Annotated in this window: 15 protein-coding genes and 1 rRNA gene; 3 read left to right on the top strand and 13 right to left on the bottom strand. The window is 67.5% G+C overall.

Annotated features, from left to right (window positions below; all coding sequences use genetic code 11):
• The first annotated feature begins 43 nt into the window (after nucleotides 1-43).
• Nucleotides 44-796 carry an O-methyltransferase gene (locus tag AC4ELS_RS11625; RefSeq protein ID WP_499047473.1) on the top strand — a complete coding sequence of 251 codons (753 nt, stop codon included), beginning with the start codon at nucleotides 44-46 and terminating at the stop codon, nucleotides 794-796.
• Here AC4ELS_RS11625 and xerD read toward each other — a convergent pair.
• The 6 genes from xerD to AC4ELS_RS11595 all read right to left on the bottom strand — a co-directional run bounded on the left by xerD (nucleotide 793) and on the right by AC4ELS_RS11595 (nucleotide 7017).
• Complete coding sequence (gene xerD / locus AC4ELS_RS11620) at nucleotides 793-1749, bottom strand: site-specific tyrosine recombinase XerD (protein ID WP_064885078.1); 957 nt, start codon at nucleotides 1747-1749, stop codon at nucleotides 793-795. The two genes, AC4ELS_RS11625 and xerD, sit on opposite strands and share 4 nt — an antisense overlap.
• Entirely contained in the window at nucleotides 1746-2366 is a 621-nt protein-coding gene (locus AC4ELS_RS11615) for an NUDIX domain-containing protein (protein WP_064957695.1), read from the bottom strand. The genes xerD and AC4ELS_RS11615 overlap by 4 nt, the downstream gene beginning before the upstream one ends.
• Nucleotides 2359-4119 (bottom strand): CTP synthase, encoded by a 1761-nt coding sequence (gene pyrG, locus AC4ELS_RS11610; RefSeq protein WP_499047471.1) that lies wholly within the window; start codon nucleotides 4117-4119, stop codon nucleotides 2359-2361. Before pyrG ends, AC4ELS_RS11615 begins: the two co-directional genes overlap by 8 nt.
• Before the next feature lie 135 nt (nucleotides 4120-4254).
• On the bottom strand, nucleotides 4255-5196 hold the full coding sequence (locus AC4ELS_RS11605; RefSeq protein ID WP_064885082.1) for a copper transporter: 942 nt from the start codon (nucleotides 5194-5196) through the stop codon (nucleotides 4255-4257).
• Between the two features lie 14 nt (nucleotides 5197-5210).
• A complete protein-coding gene (gene steA, locus AC4ELS_RS11600; protein WP_064957693.1) occupies nucleotides 5211-6395 on the bottom strand; it encodes a putative cytokinetic ring protein SteA in 1185 nt (394 codons plus the stop codon).
• Nucleotides 6396-6495: 100 nt separating this feature from the next.
• Nucleotides 6496-7017, bottom strand: a complete 522-nt coding sequence (locus AC4ELS_RS11595) for a CGNR zinc finger domain-containing protein (RefSeq protein ID WP_064957692.1) — start codon at nucleotides 7015-7017, stop codon at nucleotides 6496-6498.
• Between the two features lie 139 nt (nucleotides 7018-7156).
• On the opposite strand from AC4ELS_RS11595, the gene AC4ELS_RS11590 reads away from it, so the two are divergent.
• Nucleotides 7157-7618: a VOC family protein gene (locus AC4ELS_RS11590; RefSeq protein WP_448446988.1), complete on the top strand. Its 462-nt coding sequence runs from the start codon at nucleotides 7157-7159 to the stop codon at nucleotides 7616-7618.
• A 15-nt stretch (nucleotides 7619-7633) separates the two neighbouring features.
• Nucleotides 7634-8536, top strand: coding sequence for a pyridoxamine 5'-phosphate oxidase family protein (locus AC4ELS_RS11585; protein ID WP_448447246.1), 903 nt, complete (start codon nucleotides 7634-7636; stop codon nucleotides 8534-8536).
• Here AC4ELS_RS11585 and recN read toward each other — a convergent pair.
• The 7 genes from recN to rrf form a co-directional block, all read right to left on the bottom strand.
• Entirely contained in the window at nucleotides 8533-10296 is a 1764-nt protein-coding gene (recN, locus tag AC4ELS_RS11580; protein WP_448446986.1) for a DNA repair protein RecN, read from the bottom strand. The two genes, AC4ELS_RS11585 and recN, sit on opposite strands and share 4 nt — an antisense overlap.
• A 6-nt stretch (nucleotides 10297-10302) precedes the next feature.
• Nucleotides 10303-11226 carry an NAD kinase gene (locus AC4ELS_RS11575; RefSeq protein WP_064885091.1) on the bottom strand — a complete coding sequence of 308 codons (924 nt, stop codon included), beginning with the start codon at nucleotides 11224-11226 and terminating at the stop codon, nucleotides 10303-10305.
• Nucleotides 11223-12032, bottom strand: coding sequence for a TlyA family RNA methyltransferase (locus tag AC4ELS_RS11570; RefSeq protein WP_498887944.1), 810 nt, complete (start codon nucleotides 12030-12032; stop codon nucleotides 11223-11225). Before AC4ELS_RS11570 ends, AC4ELS_RS11575 begins: the two co-directional genes overlap by 4 nt.
• 6 nt (nucleotides 12033-12038) lie before the next feature.
• The gene (locus AC4ELS_RS11565) at nucleotides 12039-12245 is read right to left on the bottom strand and encodes a hypothetical protein (protein ID WP_055114689.1); all 207 of its coding nucleotides are present in this window, start codon (nucleotides 12243-12245) and stop codon (nucleotides 12039-12041) included.
• A gap of 13 nt (nucleotides 12246-12258) precedes the next feature.
• Nucleotides 12259-13290 carry an HAD-IIA family hydrolase gene (locus AC4ELS_RS11560; RefSeq protein WP_498887942.1) on the bottom strand — a complete coding sequence of 344 codons (1032 nt, stop codon included), beginning with the start codon at nucleotides 13288-13290 and terminating at the stop codon, nucleotides 12259-12261.
• Nucleotide 13291: 1 nt separating this feature from the next.
• The gene (locus AC4ELS_RS11555; RefSeq protein WP_499047470.1) at nucleotides 13292-14146 is read right to left on the bottom strand and encodes a tetratricopeptide repeat protein; all 855 of its coding nucleotides are present in this window, start codon (nucleotides 14144-14146) and stop codon (nucleotides 13292-13294) included.
• A 180-nt stretch (nucleotides 14147-14326) separates the two neighbouring features.
• Nucleotides 14327-14440: ribosomal RNA gene (rrf, locus tag AC4ELS_RS11550) — 5S ribosomal RNA — on the bottom strand.
• Nucleotides 14441-14652 lie beyond the last annotated feature (212 nt).

The raw sequence follows: 14652 nt of genomic DNA, 5'->3' as shown, positions 1-14652 counted from the left end.
AACGGGCAGACCCGCGGGCAAACAGGCGCATATGGTGTGCGTCATGAGTCTCAAACAGCGGCTGCCGCTGTTGCGGTGGTCGTTCATCCGGATGGGAATCGGCGCCAGGCACTTCTCGAAAACCGGGCAGTGGGGCGACGGACGCGAGGCCGCGGCCGCCGATTACGTGGTGACCAACGCCCGCGCCGGCGACCTCGACGACGTCATCGCCACCATCGACAAGTTCGCCTACGAGAAGTCGTTCCTGATCAACGTCGGCGACGAGAAGGGTGCGCTGCTCGACGCCGCAGTCGTGCGGGCCGACCCGCGTCTGGCGCTCGAGCTGGGCACCTATTGCGGCTACGGGGCGATGCGGATCGCGCGCGCCGCGCCGGCCGCCCAGGTGTTCTCCGTGGAGTTCTCCCCCACCAACGCCGACATCGCGCGGCGTATCTGGGCACATGCGGGGGTGGCCGACCGGATCACGTGCGTGGTCGGGACCATCGCCGACGGTGGGCGCACGCTCGATGCGTTGGCGGCCGCCGGGTTCGACGCGGGCGGACTGGATTTCGTGTTCCTCGACCACGACAAGAACGCCTACCTGACCGATCTGCAGAGTCTGCTGGAGCGCGGTTGGCTGCACCGGGGCTCGATCGTGGTGGCCGACAACGTGAAGCTGCCCGGCGCCCCGAAGTACCTGGCCTACATGCAGGAGCAACAAGGTTCCCGCTGGGACACGAAACATCACAAGACGCACGCGGAGTACCAGACCCTGCTGCCCGATCTGGTGCTGGAGTCGGAGTACCTGGGCGGCTAACGTGCCCGCGGGTGCGCTCCCGCCCAGACCTCGCGCAGCGTATGCACCGTCACCATCGTGTAGATCTGCGTGGTGGTCACCGAGGCGTGGCCCAGCAGTTCCTGGACCACGCGTACGTCGGCGCCGCCGTCGAGCAAGTGCGTCGCGAACGAGTGCCGCAGGGTGTGCGGTGAGACCGCCGACGCGATGCCGGCGCGCGCCGCGGCATCCTGCAAGACCTGCCAGGCACTCTGACGGGACAGCCGGCCGCCTCGTGCGTTGAGGAAGATTCCGGGGGTGCCCCGGCCCCGACGGGCCAGGTCCGGACGCCCCCGCACCAGGTACGCGTCGAGCGCGGTGACAGCCGGGCGTCCGATGGGCACGAGCCGCTGCTTACCACCCTTGCCGCGCAACAGCACCGAACGCGCGTGCGTGTCGATGTCGTCGATGTCGAGTCCGACGGCCTCGGAGATGCGGGCGCCGGTGGAGTACAGCAGTTCCAGCAGCGCCCGGTTTCGCAGCGTCAGCGGTCCGTCGGCCTCGCTCTCGCCGCCGGCAGCCTCGAGCAGCGCGAGTACCTCGTCGAGGCCGAGGCTCTTGGGCAGCCGACGACTCGGCGTGGGCGGTTTGACCCCGCGGGCGACATCGAGTGCGGTGATGCCTTCGGCCGTGGCGAACCGGTGCAGTCCGCGAACCGCGACCACTGCCCGCGCAGCCGAAACCGCCGACAGCGCGGTCACTCCCGACTCCGGATCTCCCCGACGCAGCGCGATCAGGAAGTCGCTGACGTCGGCCTCGGCCACGTCCGCAAGATCCGCGATTCCCCGCTGGGTCAGGTGTTCGGCATAGCGACGCAGGTCGCGCCGGTAGGAGCTCAAGGTGTTGGCCGCCACGCCCCGCTCGATCGTCAGGTGATCGAGGTAGCCCTGCAGCTGGTCGTCGAGGGCCGATCGGAGGGGCGACGGTGTGGTCATAACAGACCTTTGCGCCGCCTGAACGCTGTCGGCCGGTCGGTCCACACCGCGTCGACCGGCCGTAACGCCTCCGCGTCGGGCATCGCGTGTGCGGCCAGGATGCCTGCCACCGCGATGCCGTTCACGATGTCGCCGGAGAACACCCGCCGCACGGCTTCTGCCAGAGGCACCCGCTCCACCACCATGTCGGCTTCCTCGTGTTCGGCCTCGGGACGCGCGACGTCGGTCAATCCGGTGGCCAGATAGATCCGCACACTCTCGTCGGAGAACCCCGGCGTCGAATCGAGATCCACCAGCACCCGCCAGTGCGCGGCGGCCAGCCCGACCTCTTCTTCGAGTTCGCGCGCGGCGGTCACCTCGGGAGGCTCCCCACCGAGGTCGAGGAGGCCCGCGGGTAGTTCCCAGAGCCGACGTCCCAGCGGGTGACGGTACTGGTACACCAGTACCACGTTGCCGTCCTCGTCCAGGGCCACGACCGCGACCGCACCGTAGTGCTCGACGACCTCACGCCGGGCCGACCCGCCGCCGGGCATGCTGACCTCGTCCGCGCGCAGCGCGAAAATATTTCCGACGTAGACGGTTTCGCTGGCCAGCGTCTCGAAGTCGTGTTCAGCCAAGAGAAGCGGCTTCGTCCACCGGACTCGCGCCGTCCTCGACGTCCTCGGCGAAATGTTCGGGAAGGTCCATCCCGGGCAACCGCTCCGCCGCCTTGTAATCCAGCGCCGCGCCGATGAATGCCGCGAACAGCGGGTGTGGCCGCGTCGGCCGGCTCTTGAGCTCGGGGTGGGCCTGCGTCCCGACCAGGAACGGATGGATCTTCGAGTCGTATTCCACGAACTCCACCAGGTGCCCGTCGGGCGAGGTGCCGCTGAACCGCAGCCCGCTCTCGGAGATGCGGTCCCGGTAGGCGTTGTTGACCTCGTAGCGGTGCCGATGCCGTTCTGATACCTCAGTGGCCTGATAAGCCTGCGCCACAATTGATCCCGCTTCCAAAACGGCGGGATAGGCACCAAGCCGCATGGTGCCGCCCAGGTCTGCCTCGCCGGCGACGGCGTCCTCCTGATCGGCCATCGTAGAGATCACCGGGTCCGCCGTCTTCGGATCGAACTCGGCGGAGTTGGCACCGGTGATACCGACCGACCGCGCCGCCTCGATCACGATGCACTGCAGCCCCAGACACAGTCCCAGCACCGGCAGGCCGCGCTTGCGGGCGAACCCGATGGCCCCGAGCTTGCCCTCGATGCCGCGGATGCCGAAACCGCCCGGGATGAGCACCCCGTCGACATCGGACAGCGCGGACGCCGCGCCGAGGTCGGTCTCGCAGTCATCGGAGGCCACCCACCGGATCTCCACCTTGGCGCGGTGTTTGAAGCCGCCGGCGCGCAGCGCCTCGGCCACCGACAGGTAGGCATCGGACAGGTCGATGTACTTGCCCACCAAGGCGATCCGAACCGTCTCCTGCGGCTCGTGCACCCGCCGCAGCAGGTCGTCCCACTCCGACCAGTCCACATCGCGGAACGGCAGGTTGAGCCGGCGCACCACGTACGCGTCGAGTTCCTCGCGGTGCAGCACCTTGGGGATGTCGTAGATGGACGGCGCGTCCGGAGTGGAGATCACCCCGTCGATGTCGACGTCGCACATGAGCGCGATCTTGTTCTTGAGCGGTTCGGGGACGTCACGGTCACACCGCAGGATCAGGGCATCGGGGGTGATACCGATGCTGCGCAACGCGGCCACGGAGTGCTGCGTCGGCTTGGTCTTGAGCTCGCCGGACGGGGCGAGATAGGGCACCAGCGACACGTGGAGGAAGAAGCAGTTGTCCCTGCCGACCTCATGGCGCACCTGGCGGGCGGCCTCCAGGAACGGCAACGACTCGATATCACCCACCGTGCCGCCGATTTCGGTGATCACCACGTCGGGGCGCTGTCCGGACGAATCGGGCTCGGCCATGGCCAGGATCCGGCTCTTGATCTCGTCGGTGATGTGGGGAATCACCTGGACGGTGTCGCCCAGGTACTCGCCGCGCCGTTCCTTGGCGATCACCGTGGAGTACACCTGACCGGTGGTCACGTTGGCCGACTGGGAAAGGTTGCGATCCAGGAACCGCTCGTAATGGCCGACGTCGAGGTCGGTCTCGGCGCCGTCCTCGGTGACGAACACCTCACCGTGTTGGAACGGGTTCATGGTGCCCGGATCGACGTTCAGATAGGGGTCGAGCTTCTGCATGGTGACCTGCAACCCTCGCGCGGTCAGCAGCTGACCGAGGCTCGATGCGGTCAACCCCTTACCGAGCGATGACGCCACACCACCGGTGACGAAGAGGTGTTTGGTGGCGGTGTGCGGGTGCTTGCGTAAGGCGGGCAAAAGCATCCTCCGTGACGACTGGCAGGGAATCGAGAAACTGCTGTGGCCTGCCGACCCACGGAATCTCACCTTAACACCGACGCCGACAAGCCGTCGCTGACGCGCCGGATGCGCCTCGGCAAATCGGCGCCCGGGGCGCGCCTACTGCGGGACGGTCACCGACGTCGCGCCCTGCCCGGTGCCGTACCGGCCCGGCTTCCCCCCGCCCGCGAGGTCGCTCAATGCGAGGACGGCCGTGATCTGACCGGCACTGGAATCAGCGTCGTCCACGGTGCTGACGGTGGCAGCCAGGCCGGCGTCGGACCTGGTCACAGCCACCGGACCGGTTCCAGATGCCGATCCTGAGCGGCCGGCGAGCACCGTTCCGGTGCCGTGCGGGGCCAACCCGGCGGCGAAGCGTGCCATGGTTGCGCCGCGGTTGCCGCCGTCCTCCCCCAACCCTCCTCCGGTCACGATCAGCGCGGTATTGGCCGCGCCGATGTGTGGATCGTCATAGGTCAGGAACCCGGTGTCGCGCAGCGCAGTGAGCACGGTCTGGCGCTGCATGTCATCGACGGGCGCCGCGGCCGGGTTCCGGTCGATCAGCAGTGTGATGCCCAACAGGTCGCCGGCCTGGGACCCCTGGTCCACCGCCGCGGTGCTCAACTGCTTGCCGGCCGGCACGATCGGTGAATTGACCACCGATAGCAGTTTGTCGGCCGAGTTCGCTTCGACGAACTCGCTCGTGAGTGAGATTTTCCCGGTGACCGTGCCGCCGGCGTCGCGGACGAACCGCGACACCGCGTCGACATCACCGTCGGCGGCGTCCGGCGTACGGAACACCACCACCGACTTGTCCTTCAACGCGTCACGCACGATTCGGGGTGCCATCTGCGCATCGAATTCTCCTGCGGCATTGAGCTTTTCGTTCAGCGCATTCTTGCCGTCATTGAGAGCCTCGATCTGGTGCTGCAGGTCCTTCTTGTCGTCACGAAGGCCCGACAGCACCGTGTTGGACAGCAGCCCCGAACCCAGGGCCACGCCGATTGCCAACGCCAGGAAAACTGCCGCCAGCGAAATGGCGTGTGCGCGTAGCGTGATCACAACTCACCGCCCCGCTAGCTGACCAGACCCTGCACCCAGAGGGTGAAGCGGTTCCAGTAGTCGACGACCCAGTCGAGCACGGCCCCGTCGGCGCGCGACACCCACAGAGCGACCACCACGGCCACCAGCATCGCCAGCACCAGAAGCGCGATAGCCCCGCCGGACACCCGGCTGCGGTAGAGGGTCGCCACCGCCTTGGCGTCGACGAGCTTCTCCCCGACCTTCAGCCGGGTCAGGAACGTCGACGGGTTGCTGCGCTGGCGCGAGCGGTCGAAGAACTCCTCGATCGATGCGGTGTGACCGGCGGTGACGATGAGCGACGCACCGTGGTGGTCGCACAGCAGCAGCGCGAGGTCGGCCGCCGATCCGGCGGCGGGGAAGGTCATCGCGCCGACGCCGAGGTCCTGGATGCGTTCCAGCCCGGCGGCGTGGCCGTCGGCGTCGGCGGGCAGCACCACCTGGGCGCCGCAGCGCAGCACCTCGACACTCATCTTGTCCGGGTCGCCGACGATCAGCGCCGGGCGGTAGCCGGCCTTGCGCAGCACGTCCGCTCCGGCCCCGACACCGACCAGCACCGGCTGGTACTCCTTGATGAAGGGCTTGAGCGCCTTGAGGTCTTCGGCCGCGTCGGGCTCCTCGGCGACGATCACCACGTGGCGGCGGTGCAGATCGACGTCGATGTTCGGGATCCCGATGCCGTCGATGAGCAGCGGACTCTCACTGCGGATGAACTCGATGGTGTTGCCCGCGAAGGCTTCCAGATGCGCCACGAGACCGCTCTTGGCGTCGTGCATGAGCTCGTGGATCTCTTGATCGTTGCGCTCGGTGCCCACCGCGATCCGTCGGTCACCCGAGTAGACGCCGCCGTTGTTCAGGCGGATCCGCGCCCCGTCCTTGATCTTCTTGAAGACGTCCGACCCCGCCTCGTCGATCAGCACCACACCGTTGGCGACGAGCACCTCCGGCCCGAGGTTGGGGTAACGCCCCGAGATGGACGGCGAGGCGTTGACGACACCGGCGATCTGGGCCTCGACAAGCGCATCGGCGGTGATCCGGTCCAGATCCTGAGCGTCGAGGACGACGATGTCGCCAGGGCCGACGCGGCGCAGCAGCCGATCGATGTCGCGGTCCACACGGGCAGTGCCGGTCACTCCCGGACGCGTACTGGCATTGCGAGTGAGCAGCGTGGACATCTTCATGCGCCGATTCTGTCGGGCTTCGCCGGCCAGGGGGCGGAGGCGCGCCGTAACACCAGCCCCACAAGTTGGCTTTTGTCACATCAGTAACAGCACTCCGGTCTCAATCCCGCTTCGCCGCATAGTGCCGCGCCGCCTTCGCGCGGTTCCCGCACGTGGCCATCGAGTGCCATCGTCGTGCGCCGTTCTTGGAGCTGTCGTGGAACCAGAGAATGCAGTGCGGGTGTGCACACTGCTTGATCCGGTCGGGGGCCTCACCCAGCAACCGCAGCAGGTCCGCCGCGGCCAGCCAGCCGGCCAGCCACTCCGGTTGCAGCACCTCGGCCGTCTCGGCGGGGCCCGACGCCGTGAGCGTGCGGCGGATCCGGCCCCGTTCCAGCACGTCATTGATCTCGTCGACGGAACCCGCCTGCACTGCCCGCAGGATCGCCTCCCGGGCCGCAATCAAGGCGACCCGCGACTTCTCGTCAGCCTCGCAACGGTCGTCCAGCCCATTGGCCAGCAACCAGGTACGGAGCCCGTCGACGTCCGCGAGGAGGTCCTGCGGCCCATCCGCTGACATCCATCGGGTGTTCAGCAGATCCAGCGCAAGGGGTTCGCCGACATGCGGGCGCGGATCACGCATACCTGAGGGTAACCACGCGCCCACGACAGCAGGAGTCACCCGCCGAACTAACCATCGAAATAAAATTAGATGGTTGACGGCGGGGCTTCTCCAGTCCTAACCTACGTAAGTCTTTTCACTAGTTACCCAGGAGGACTGCATGCCCGGAACCACCCCGCCACAGCTCGCCGCCGGACACGTCGGCATCAACGTCACCGACTTGGACCGCTCCGTCGCGTTCTACCGACACGCGTTGGGTTTCGAGCCGCTCGCCGTCAACAGCGAGGGCGAGCACCGGTACGCCTTCCTCGGCACCGGCGGGACACTGCGGCTGACCCTCTGGCAGCAAAGCAACGGTCGGTTCTCCACGGAAACACCAGGCCTGCACCATCTTTCGTTCGAGGCAGCCAGCATCGACGAAGTGCGGACCGTCGAGGCGGCACTGAAGGCGCTGGGCACCGAGTTCGCGCACGACGGCGTCGTCGCGCACGGCGAGGGAACGTCTTCCGGCGGCATCTTCTTCACCGACCCCGACGGAACCCGGCTTGAGGTGTACGCACCCAACGGGGCGCAGAGCGCTCCCGCACCCAGTGGTGCGGCGCCCACCTGCGGATTCTTCTGAGCCGAGACGGTGAACATGTATCACTCGGGTGAGTTGGCGGTGCAACGCCGGATGGGACAGGAGGCGATCGCCACCCGCGTCGGCCGCATGATCCGCACCGAAGTTCCTGCGACCGCCGCTGCGTTCCTCGCCGAACAGCCGATGATCGTGATCGCCGCGGCCGACGACGGTGGCCGGGTGTGGACCAGCTTGATCGCTGGTCCGCCCGGCTTCGTCCACTCCGACGATCCGCGCACGGTCCTGGTCGAAGCGCTGCCCGCGCCGGGCGATCCGATCCGCGATGTGCTGCGCGGCGGACGGCAGATCGGGATGATCGCCATCGAACCGCAGACCCGGCGGCGGATGCGAGTCAACGGCTCCGCCGAGCCCACCGGCACGGGACTGCGGATCCACGCCGATCAGGTGTATTCGAACTGCCCGAAGTACATTTCGCGCCGGGACGTCGTCGAGGTGCGGTCCTCGACGAGACTGCCCGACGTGCACCGTGGGCGGGCACTGACCTCCTCACAGCAAGCGGTCATCACCCACGCCGACGCCTTCTTCATCGGGTCGGCGGATGCCGCGGGCAATGCCGACGCGTCACACCGCGGCGGCAATCCCGGATTCCTACAGGTGCTCTCGCCCCACCGTCTACGTTGGCCGGACTACCGCGGGAACTCGATGTTCATGACACTGGGCAACATCGACGCGAACCCGCTGTGCGGGATATTGGTGATCGACTGGTTCTCCGGATCCACGCTCCAGCTCACCGGAACCGCCGAAATCAACTGGGATGAAGCCGATCCCGATGCCGGCGCACAGTGCGCGGTCGACTTCACGATCGACGAGGTGGTGGAGCTGACACACGTCAGTCCCCTGCGGTGGAGCTCGGCTGAGCTGTCGCCGGCCAATCCTGGCCCGATCGTCGATCAGGACTAGGGTGCGCTGCGCTCCTGCTGCGCAGCCTCGAGCAGTTCCCTGGCATGGGCCCGCCCGCTGTCGGACTCCCCCAGTCCGGCCAGCATCCGGGCCAATTCGGCGACCCGGTCATCGTCGTCGATGCGGCGCACACCGCTGGACTTGGCCCGACCGTTACCACTGTCAACCAGGAGGTGTGCATCGGCGAAAGCCGCGACCTGAGGCAGGTGGGTCACCACGATGACCTGGTGGGTACGCGCCAGCCGGGCCAGCCGGCGGCCGATCTGCACTGCGGCACGGCCACCGACCCCGGCGTCGACCTCGTCGAACACCATCGTGGTGCCCGCCGTCGACGCCGAAAGGACGACCTCGAGAGCCAGCATCACGCGGGACAGCTCACCGCCGGAGGCACTCTTGGCCAGCGGCAGCACATCTGCGCCACGGTGTGCGGTGAACCCGAACTCGACCGCGTCCACGCCGTCGTGGCCGGCATGCAGCATCTCGCCGTCGGGCATGGTCAACGGCGCAGAGTCGTCGGCCCGGGCCGGCATCGGCGCCACCCCGATGGTGAACACTGCGTTGGCCATGGCCAGCCCGGCCAGTTCCGCGGTCACCGCCTTGGCCAGCCCCTTGGCCGCCTTGGAACGGGCTTTGGTGAGTTCGCCTGCCGCCGCGACCAGTTGACCCTCGAGCTCGGCAACCTTGCTGTCCAGCGCAGCCAGGCTCTCCTCGGACACATCGAGCTGCGCCAACCGCTCGACGGCGTCGCGTGACCACTCCAGGACCCCGTCGACATCGGCAGCGTACTTACGGGTGAGCGTGCGCAGCTCTGCCTGCCGCGCCAGTTTGGTCTCCAAAGTGCTGGCATCACTGGGCAATTCGGACAGATAGTCACCGAGCTCGCCGGAGACGTCGCCGATCACTGCCATCGCCTCCGCCAAGCGGACGGCCAGTGCCTGCAACGCCGAGTCATCGGTGGACTCCAGCGCCGCCTGCGCGCGGCCCACCCCGTCGGCGGCCGAGGTCGACTCCGGCGTGGGCTCGTCGAGCTCACCGGCCAACGCGAAGCGAGCGGAGTGCGCGGCTTCTCGCAGCGCATCGAGTTCCGACAATCGCCGGATGTCGGCGATGATCGCCTCGTCCTCGCCGGGTTGGGGTGCGACCGCGTCGATCTCGTGGATACCGAAGCTGAGCCGGTCGGCTTCCTGGGCCAGTTCCCGGGCCCGCCGCCGACGGTCGGTGAGGTCACGACGCGCCGCCAGCCACTCGTCGCGGATACGTCGATAGCGGGTCAGAGGCTTGTCCACCTCCGCGAACCGGTCGAGTGCCGCCCGTTGCTCATCGGGCCGCATCAACCGCAACTGGTCGTTCTGACCGTGCAACGTCAGCACCTGAGCGGTGAAGCTGCTCAAGGATTTCGCCGGCACACTGCGCCCACCCAGATACGCCCGGGATGGCCCGGCCCGGCTGACCGACCGGGCCGCGATCACGCTGCCGTCGTCATCACGCTCAGCGCCCGAGGAGTCCAGGATCTCCTCGACCCGACCGGAGACATCCTCGCCGAGTTCGATTGTGCTGAAACGGCCTTCCACCACCGCGCGGTCAGATCCCGAACGCACCCTGGTCGCGTCAGCCCGTGCCCCACCGAGCAGGTGCAGGCTCGTCACCACCATCGTCTTGCCGGTACCGGTCTCCCCGGTCAGCACGGTCAACCCGCGGTCGAACTCCGCGGTGGCGGCGCTGATCGCGCCCAACGACTCGATACGAATCTCCGACAGCACAGGTATCTACTGCCCCCGCCATCCAGTGACCGGCAACCGGAACTTGCGCACCAGGCGATCGGTGAACGGCGCCGAGTCCAGCCGCACCCACTTCAGCGGAGTGCCGCAGCGCGTCACCTCCAAGCGGCCACCGGCAGGCACGATCATTTCGCGGCGACCGTCACAGAACACCAGCGCATCGTTGCCGCTCGCCTCGATCTCGATCGCGATGCTGGCCAACGGACTCGTCACCATCGGACGGGCGAACAGTGCGTGAGCATTGTTGGGTACCACCAGAATCGCCTCCAGGTCCGGCCACAGCACCGGCCCGCCTGCCGAGAATGCGTAAGCGGTGGATCCTGTCGGGGTCGCCACCAGCACTCCGTCGCAGCCGAACGACGAAACCGGGCGACCGTCCACCTCCAACACCACTCCGAGCACCCCGAGCCGGGGCCCCTTCTCCAGGCTGGCCTCGTTCAGCGCCCACCCGCGGTTCACCACATCGGTGCCCACCCGCACCGCGATATCGAGCGTCATGCGTTCCTCGATGCGGTAATCGCGCTCGATCACGCGCTCGAGCACGTGGTCGATGGCCTCCGCTTCAGCTTCGGCCAGGAACCCGATCCGGCCGAGATTGACTCCCAGCACCGGGATCTCGACATTGCGCGCGAGCTCGGCTGCGCGCAGGAACGTACCGTCGCCGCCGAGGACCAACACCAGCTCGCAACCTTCGGCTGCGCGTTCCTCGGCGTCGACCACCTCGATGTCGACCCCGAGCGCGCGCATGTCATCGGGCGCGAGGTGCAGTGGTCCGCGGTCCACGGCCTCCGCCGAGAGCACCTTCAAACCAATGCCGTTGTCGCCGAGCACCTTTTCCACCCGGCGGGCGACTTCGGTCGCCTCGTCGCGGCCGGTGTGCACCACCAGCAGGATCGTGCGTTCAGACGTCATTGCGGCCCCTCCTCGACCGCCTGCCGAACTGCATGTTCGAGCGCCTCACCGGCCAGCGGACGCTCGGTCTGGGCACGCAGGTGCAGGAAATACTCGACATTGCCCGATGGCCCCGGGAGCGGGCTAGCCGTCACATCGACAGCATGCCACTGCAACGCCGCCGCCCTGCGGGCGACCGTGCACACGGCATCGATGCGCAGCTCTGGATCGGATACCACACCGCCGGCGCCCACCCGATCCTTACCGACCTCGAACTGCGGTTTCACCATCGGAACGATATCGGCGTCGGCGCCCGCGCAGGCCGTCAGCGCCGGGAGGACAGTGGCCAGCGAGATGAACGACAAGTCGGCGACGACCAGCTGAACCGGCCCGCCGATCGCCTCGGGAGTCAACTCCCGCACATTCGTGCGCTCCAGCACGTGCACCCGCTCATCGGACCGCAGCGGCCAGGCCAATTGTCCGTAGCCCACATCGGCGGCCACCACCTCGGCGGCACCGCGGTCGAGCAGGACCTCGGTAAAGCCCCCGGTCGAGGCCCCGGCATCGAGGCAACGCCGGCCGTCGACGGCGACGTCGAACGCGTCGAGCGCACCGATCAGCTTGTGTGCGCCGCGCGAGACCCAGCTCCGTTCCGCAGTGGCGATCACGGTGATGTTGGTGTCCGGGGCGACCGCAGTGGCCGGTTTGGCCGCAGGCATACCGTCGATCCGGACGCGTCCGGCCTCGATCATCTCGGCCGCCTGCTGGCGGGACCGGGCCAGACCGCGCCGCACCAGCTCGGCATCAACGCGAGCGCGCCGCGCCACCGACGCTCACCTTCCGGTCGCCTGCGGTCCGCCCGGTTGCCCCCTGTCGACGGATTCGAGGGCCTGCACGAGCAGATCGTGAGCCTCCTCGAGCCGGGCCGCCACCACATCGATGTCCATGGCCTCGAGTGCGGACGGATCCACCGCGGGATCCGGCACGCCGGCCAGCACCGCAGCGACCTGGGCACGCAGTTCGTCGGGATCGGTACTCATAGCGATACTCACGCTAGTCGATGGCGCGCTGATCGACCGGCACCGACAGCAACGACCAACGTTGCAGCGCCTGGCGCGCTGTGTCGTCGCCGGCGACCACTGTGACGGCAGCCGGGTCCAGATCCGAGCCCCACACTGCGTGAGCCGTGGCCCGCACCACCGACAGGTCGTCGGCAGGTTCCTGATCGGCGGCGTGCACCGTGACCGTGTCGGTGTCGACGTCGATCCGCCAGGCCGCGTCAGGCCCGATGCGCAGTGCGTCGGCGGCGGCGTGCAGGCCCCGCAGATCGGCGGCCAGGTAGCCCGGGCGCTCCGCGGGCACGGCATGGACCGCCTCATGCGCAGTGCTGACGCCGGTGAGCACCATGAGACTCGGCAACCCGGCCGCGACGGCACCGGCGATATCAGTGTCGAGCCGATCACCCACCACCAGCGGCGCCGCGAACGTCCCACGACTCAAGGCGTCGTTCATCAGGGTCGGTTGGGGCTTCCCGGCCACCAACGGATCCTGACCGGTCGCCACGCGCAGTGCCGCCACCATCGAGCCGTTGCCCGGCAACAGCCCTCGTTCGGACGGCAACGTCAGGTCCACGTTCGCCGCCACCCACAACGCGCCGGCCCGAATAGCCAATGCCGCCTCGGCCAGATCCGGCCATGCGGTAGTAGGCGAGTGCCCCTGCACCACAGCGACCGGGCCCTCGTCGAACGTCCGAACCGGCCGCAGGCCGACCTTGCTGACCTGATCGACAAGGGCATCGGTACCGACGACGAGAACCGTCGAGCCCGCCGGCAAACGGGCAGCCAGCAGGTGCGCCGCGCTTTCAGCACTGGTGACCACATCATCGGAGTCAGCGGCGAAGCCGAGTTCCCGCAGATGCGCGGCGACCTGTTCAGGCGCTCGTGACGCATTGTTGGTGACATACAGCAGCCGCGCATCCAGACCGGCCAAACTCTCCAGCGCACCCTCAGTGGGCGAATGGCCGCGAAACACTGTGCCATCGAGGTCGAGCAGCAGGCAATCATGTTGCCGTGCAAGCGTGGTCACGTCAGGACAGCTCCGTGATCCGGTCTTCCGCGTCGGTGATTCCTTCGATGTCGGCCTGCTCGGCATGGACGAACCACTGAAGTGCCTCGTCGTTGCGACCGAGCGACAGCAGGGTGTCGGCGTATACGTAAAACAGTCGGGCCGCAGTCGGTCCCACATTGGTCGGATCCAGCGGCGGAGAAGACAGGATTGCCAAAGCCTGCTCGAACTGCCCGAGGTCGGACCGGGCGCCGGCCGTGACGATGCGCAGTTCGTCGGCATCCTCGCCGGTGAGTGCGGCGGCCTCGTCACTGCGAGCGAGTTCCAGTGCCCGCTCGGGCCGTCCGACACCGCGCTCGCAATCCGCGATCATCGCCAGCAGGGCAGATTTGCTGCCCATCCGCCGGGCCGCACGCAACTCGGCGAGCGCCTGGGCCCAGTCTCCGCTGTGATATGCCGCGATGCCGACCGCCTCACGCACCACCGCGATCCGGCCGGCCCGGTTACGGGCGGCACGGGCGTGAGCCAAGGCCGTATCGGGATCCTCGTCGAGTAGCTTGCCGGCCATCACGAGGTGGCGGGCGACGAAATCCGCGGTCGTCTTGTCCAGGGTGACCAGTTCCCGACGGACATCGGGTGCCAGTTCCCTGGCCTCGACATCGGCGGGCAGTCGTGGGCCGTCGGTCCTGGGTTCACCATCAGCCGTCGGCTGCGCCGCCCGCGCCCGACCCGGTCCGGAAGTCCGGGGCGCGCCGGAGCGCTGATCCCGCCCCCGCTGGTCGTAGTGCCGCCGAGGACCCGAATTGTTGCTCGATGTGCGGTCGTTGGATGCACGCCGCGGGCGCCGCTCTGCGTCGCCTTGTCTGTCTCCGACCACGTGTGCCTTTCTACCCGCCCTTCCCGCAAAGGATACTGGCAGCAGCCACGGCCGACATAATTATGTGAGCGCCGACGCAGCGAGTAATCGCTCGAATATCGACTGAATTCGATATCGAGAATTGGTGATTAAAAGCGAATCGCCCCCCACGTGAAACGTGGGGGGCGATTCTTAATTTGTGTTCGGCGGTGTCCTACTTTTCCACCCGAGAGGGTAGTATCATCGGCGCTGGCAGGCTTAGCTTCCGGGTTCGGGATGGGACCGGGCGTTTCCCTGCCGCTATGGACCGCCGTAACTTTATTCACCCGTTTCTGGGTGTAAACCTTTGTGTTTTGGTGGTGGGGTGCGGTATCGCACTCCATACACAAGTGTGTGGGTGTTTATGAATTGTGGTTGCGAGGCTTGTTGTGCGTCTTACTGAAACCCATCAAACATTTGGTGTTTGTTGGTTGTTGTAAGTTTTCGGCCGGTTAGTGCCAGTTCCCTTCACCCATTACTGGGCTTCC

The sequence above is a fragment of the Mycobacterium shunyiense genome (assembly GCF_058270035.1).
Note: the sequence above shows the minus strand (reverse complement) of the source record. Positions and strands in the feature narration are given on the sequence as shown.

What these genes read in the sequence shown, in the direction of transcription:
- AC4ELS_RS11625 (WP_499047473.1), top strand. Translation starts at nt 44, where the DNA reads ATGAGTCTCAAACAGCGGCTGCCGCTGTTGCGGTGGTCGTTCATCCGG.
- xerD (WP_064885078.1), bottom strand. Translation starts at nt 1,749, where the DNA reads ATGACCACACCGTCGCCCCTCCGATCGGCCCTCGACGACCAGCTGCAG.
- pyrG (WP_499047471.1), bottom strand. Translation starts at nt 4,119, where the DNA reads ATGCTTTTGCCCGCCTTACGCAAGCACCCGCACACCGCCACCAAACAC.
- steA (WP_064957693.1), bottom strand. Translation starts at nt 6,395, where the DNA reads ATGAAGATGTCCACGCTGCTCACTCGCAATGCCAGTACGCGTCCGGGA.
- AC4ELS_RS11595 (WP_064957692.1), bottom strand. Translation starts at nt 7,017, where the DNA reads ATGCGTGATCCGCGCCCGCATGTCGGCGAACCCCTTGCGCTGGATCTG.
- AC4ELS_RS11590 (WP_448446988.1), top strand. Translation starts at nt 7,157, where the DNA reads ATGCCCGGAACCACCCCGCCACAGCTCGCCGCCGGACACGTCGGCATC.
- AC4ELS_RS11585 (WP_448447246.1), top strand. Translation starts at nt 7,634, where the DNA reads ATGTATCACTCGGGTGAGTTGGCGGTGCAACGCCGGATGGGACAGGAG.
- AC4ELS_RS11575 (WP_064885091.1), bottom strand. Translation starts at nt 11,226, where the DNA reads ATGACGTCTGAACGCACGATCCTGCTGGTGGTGCACACCGGCCGCGAC.
- AC4ELS_RS11565 (WP_055114689.1), bottom strand. Translation starts at nt 12,245, where the DNA reads ATGAGTACCGATCCCGACGAACTGCGTGCCCAGGTCGCTGCGGTGCTG.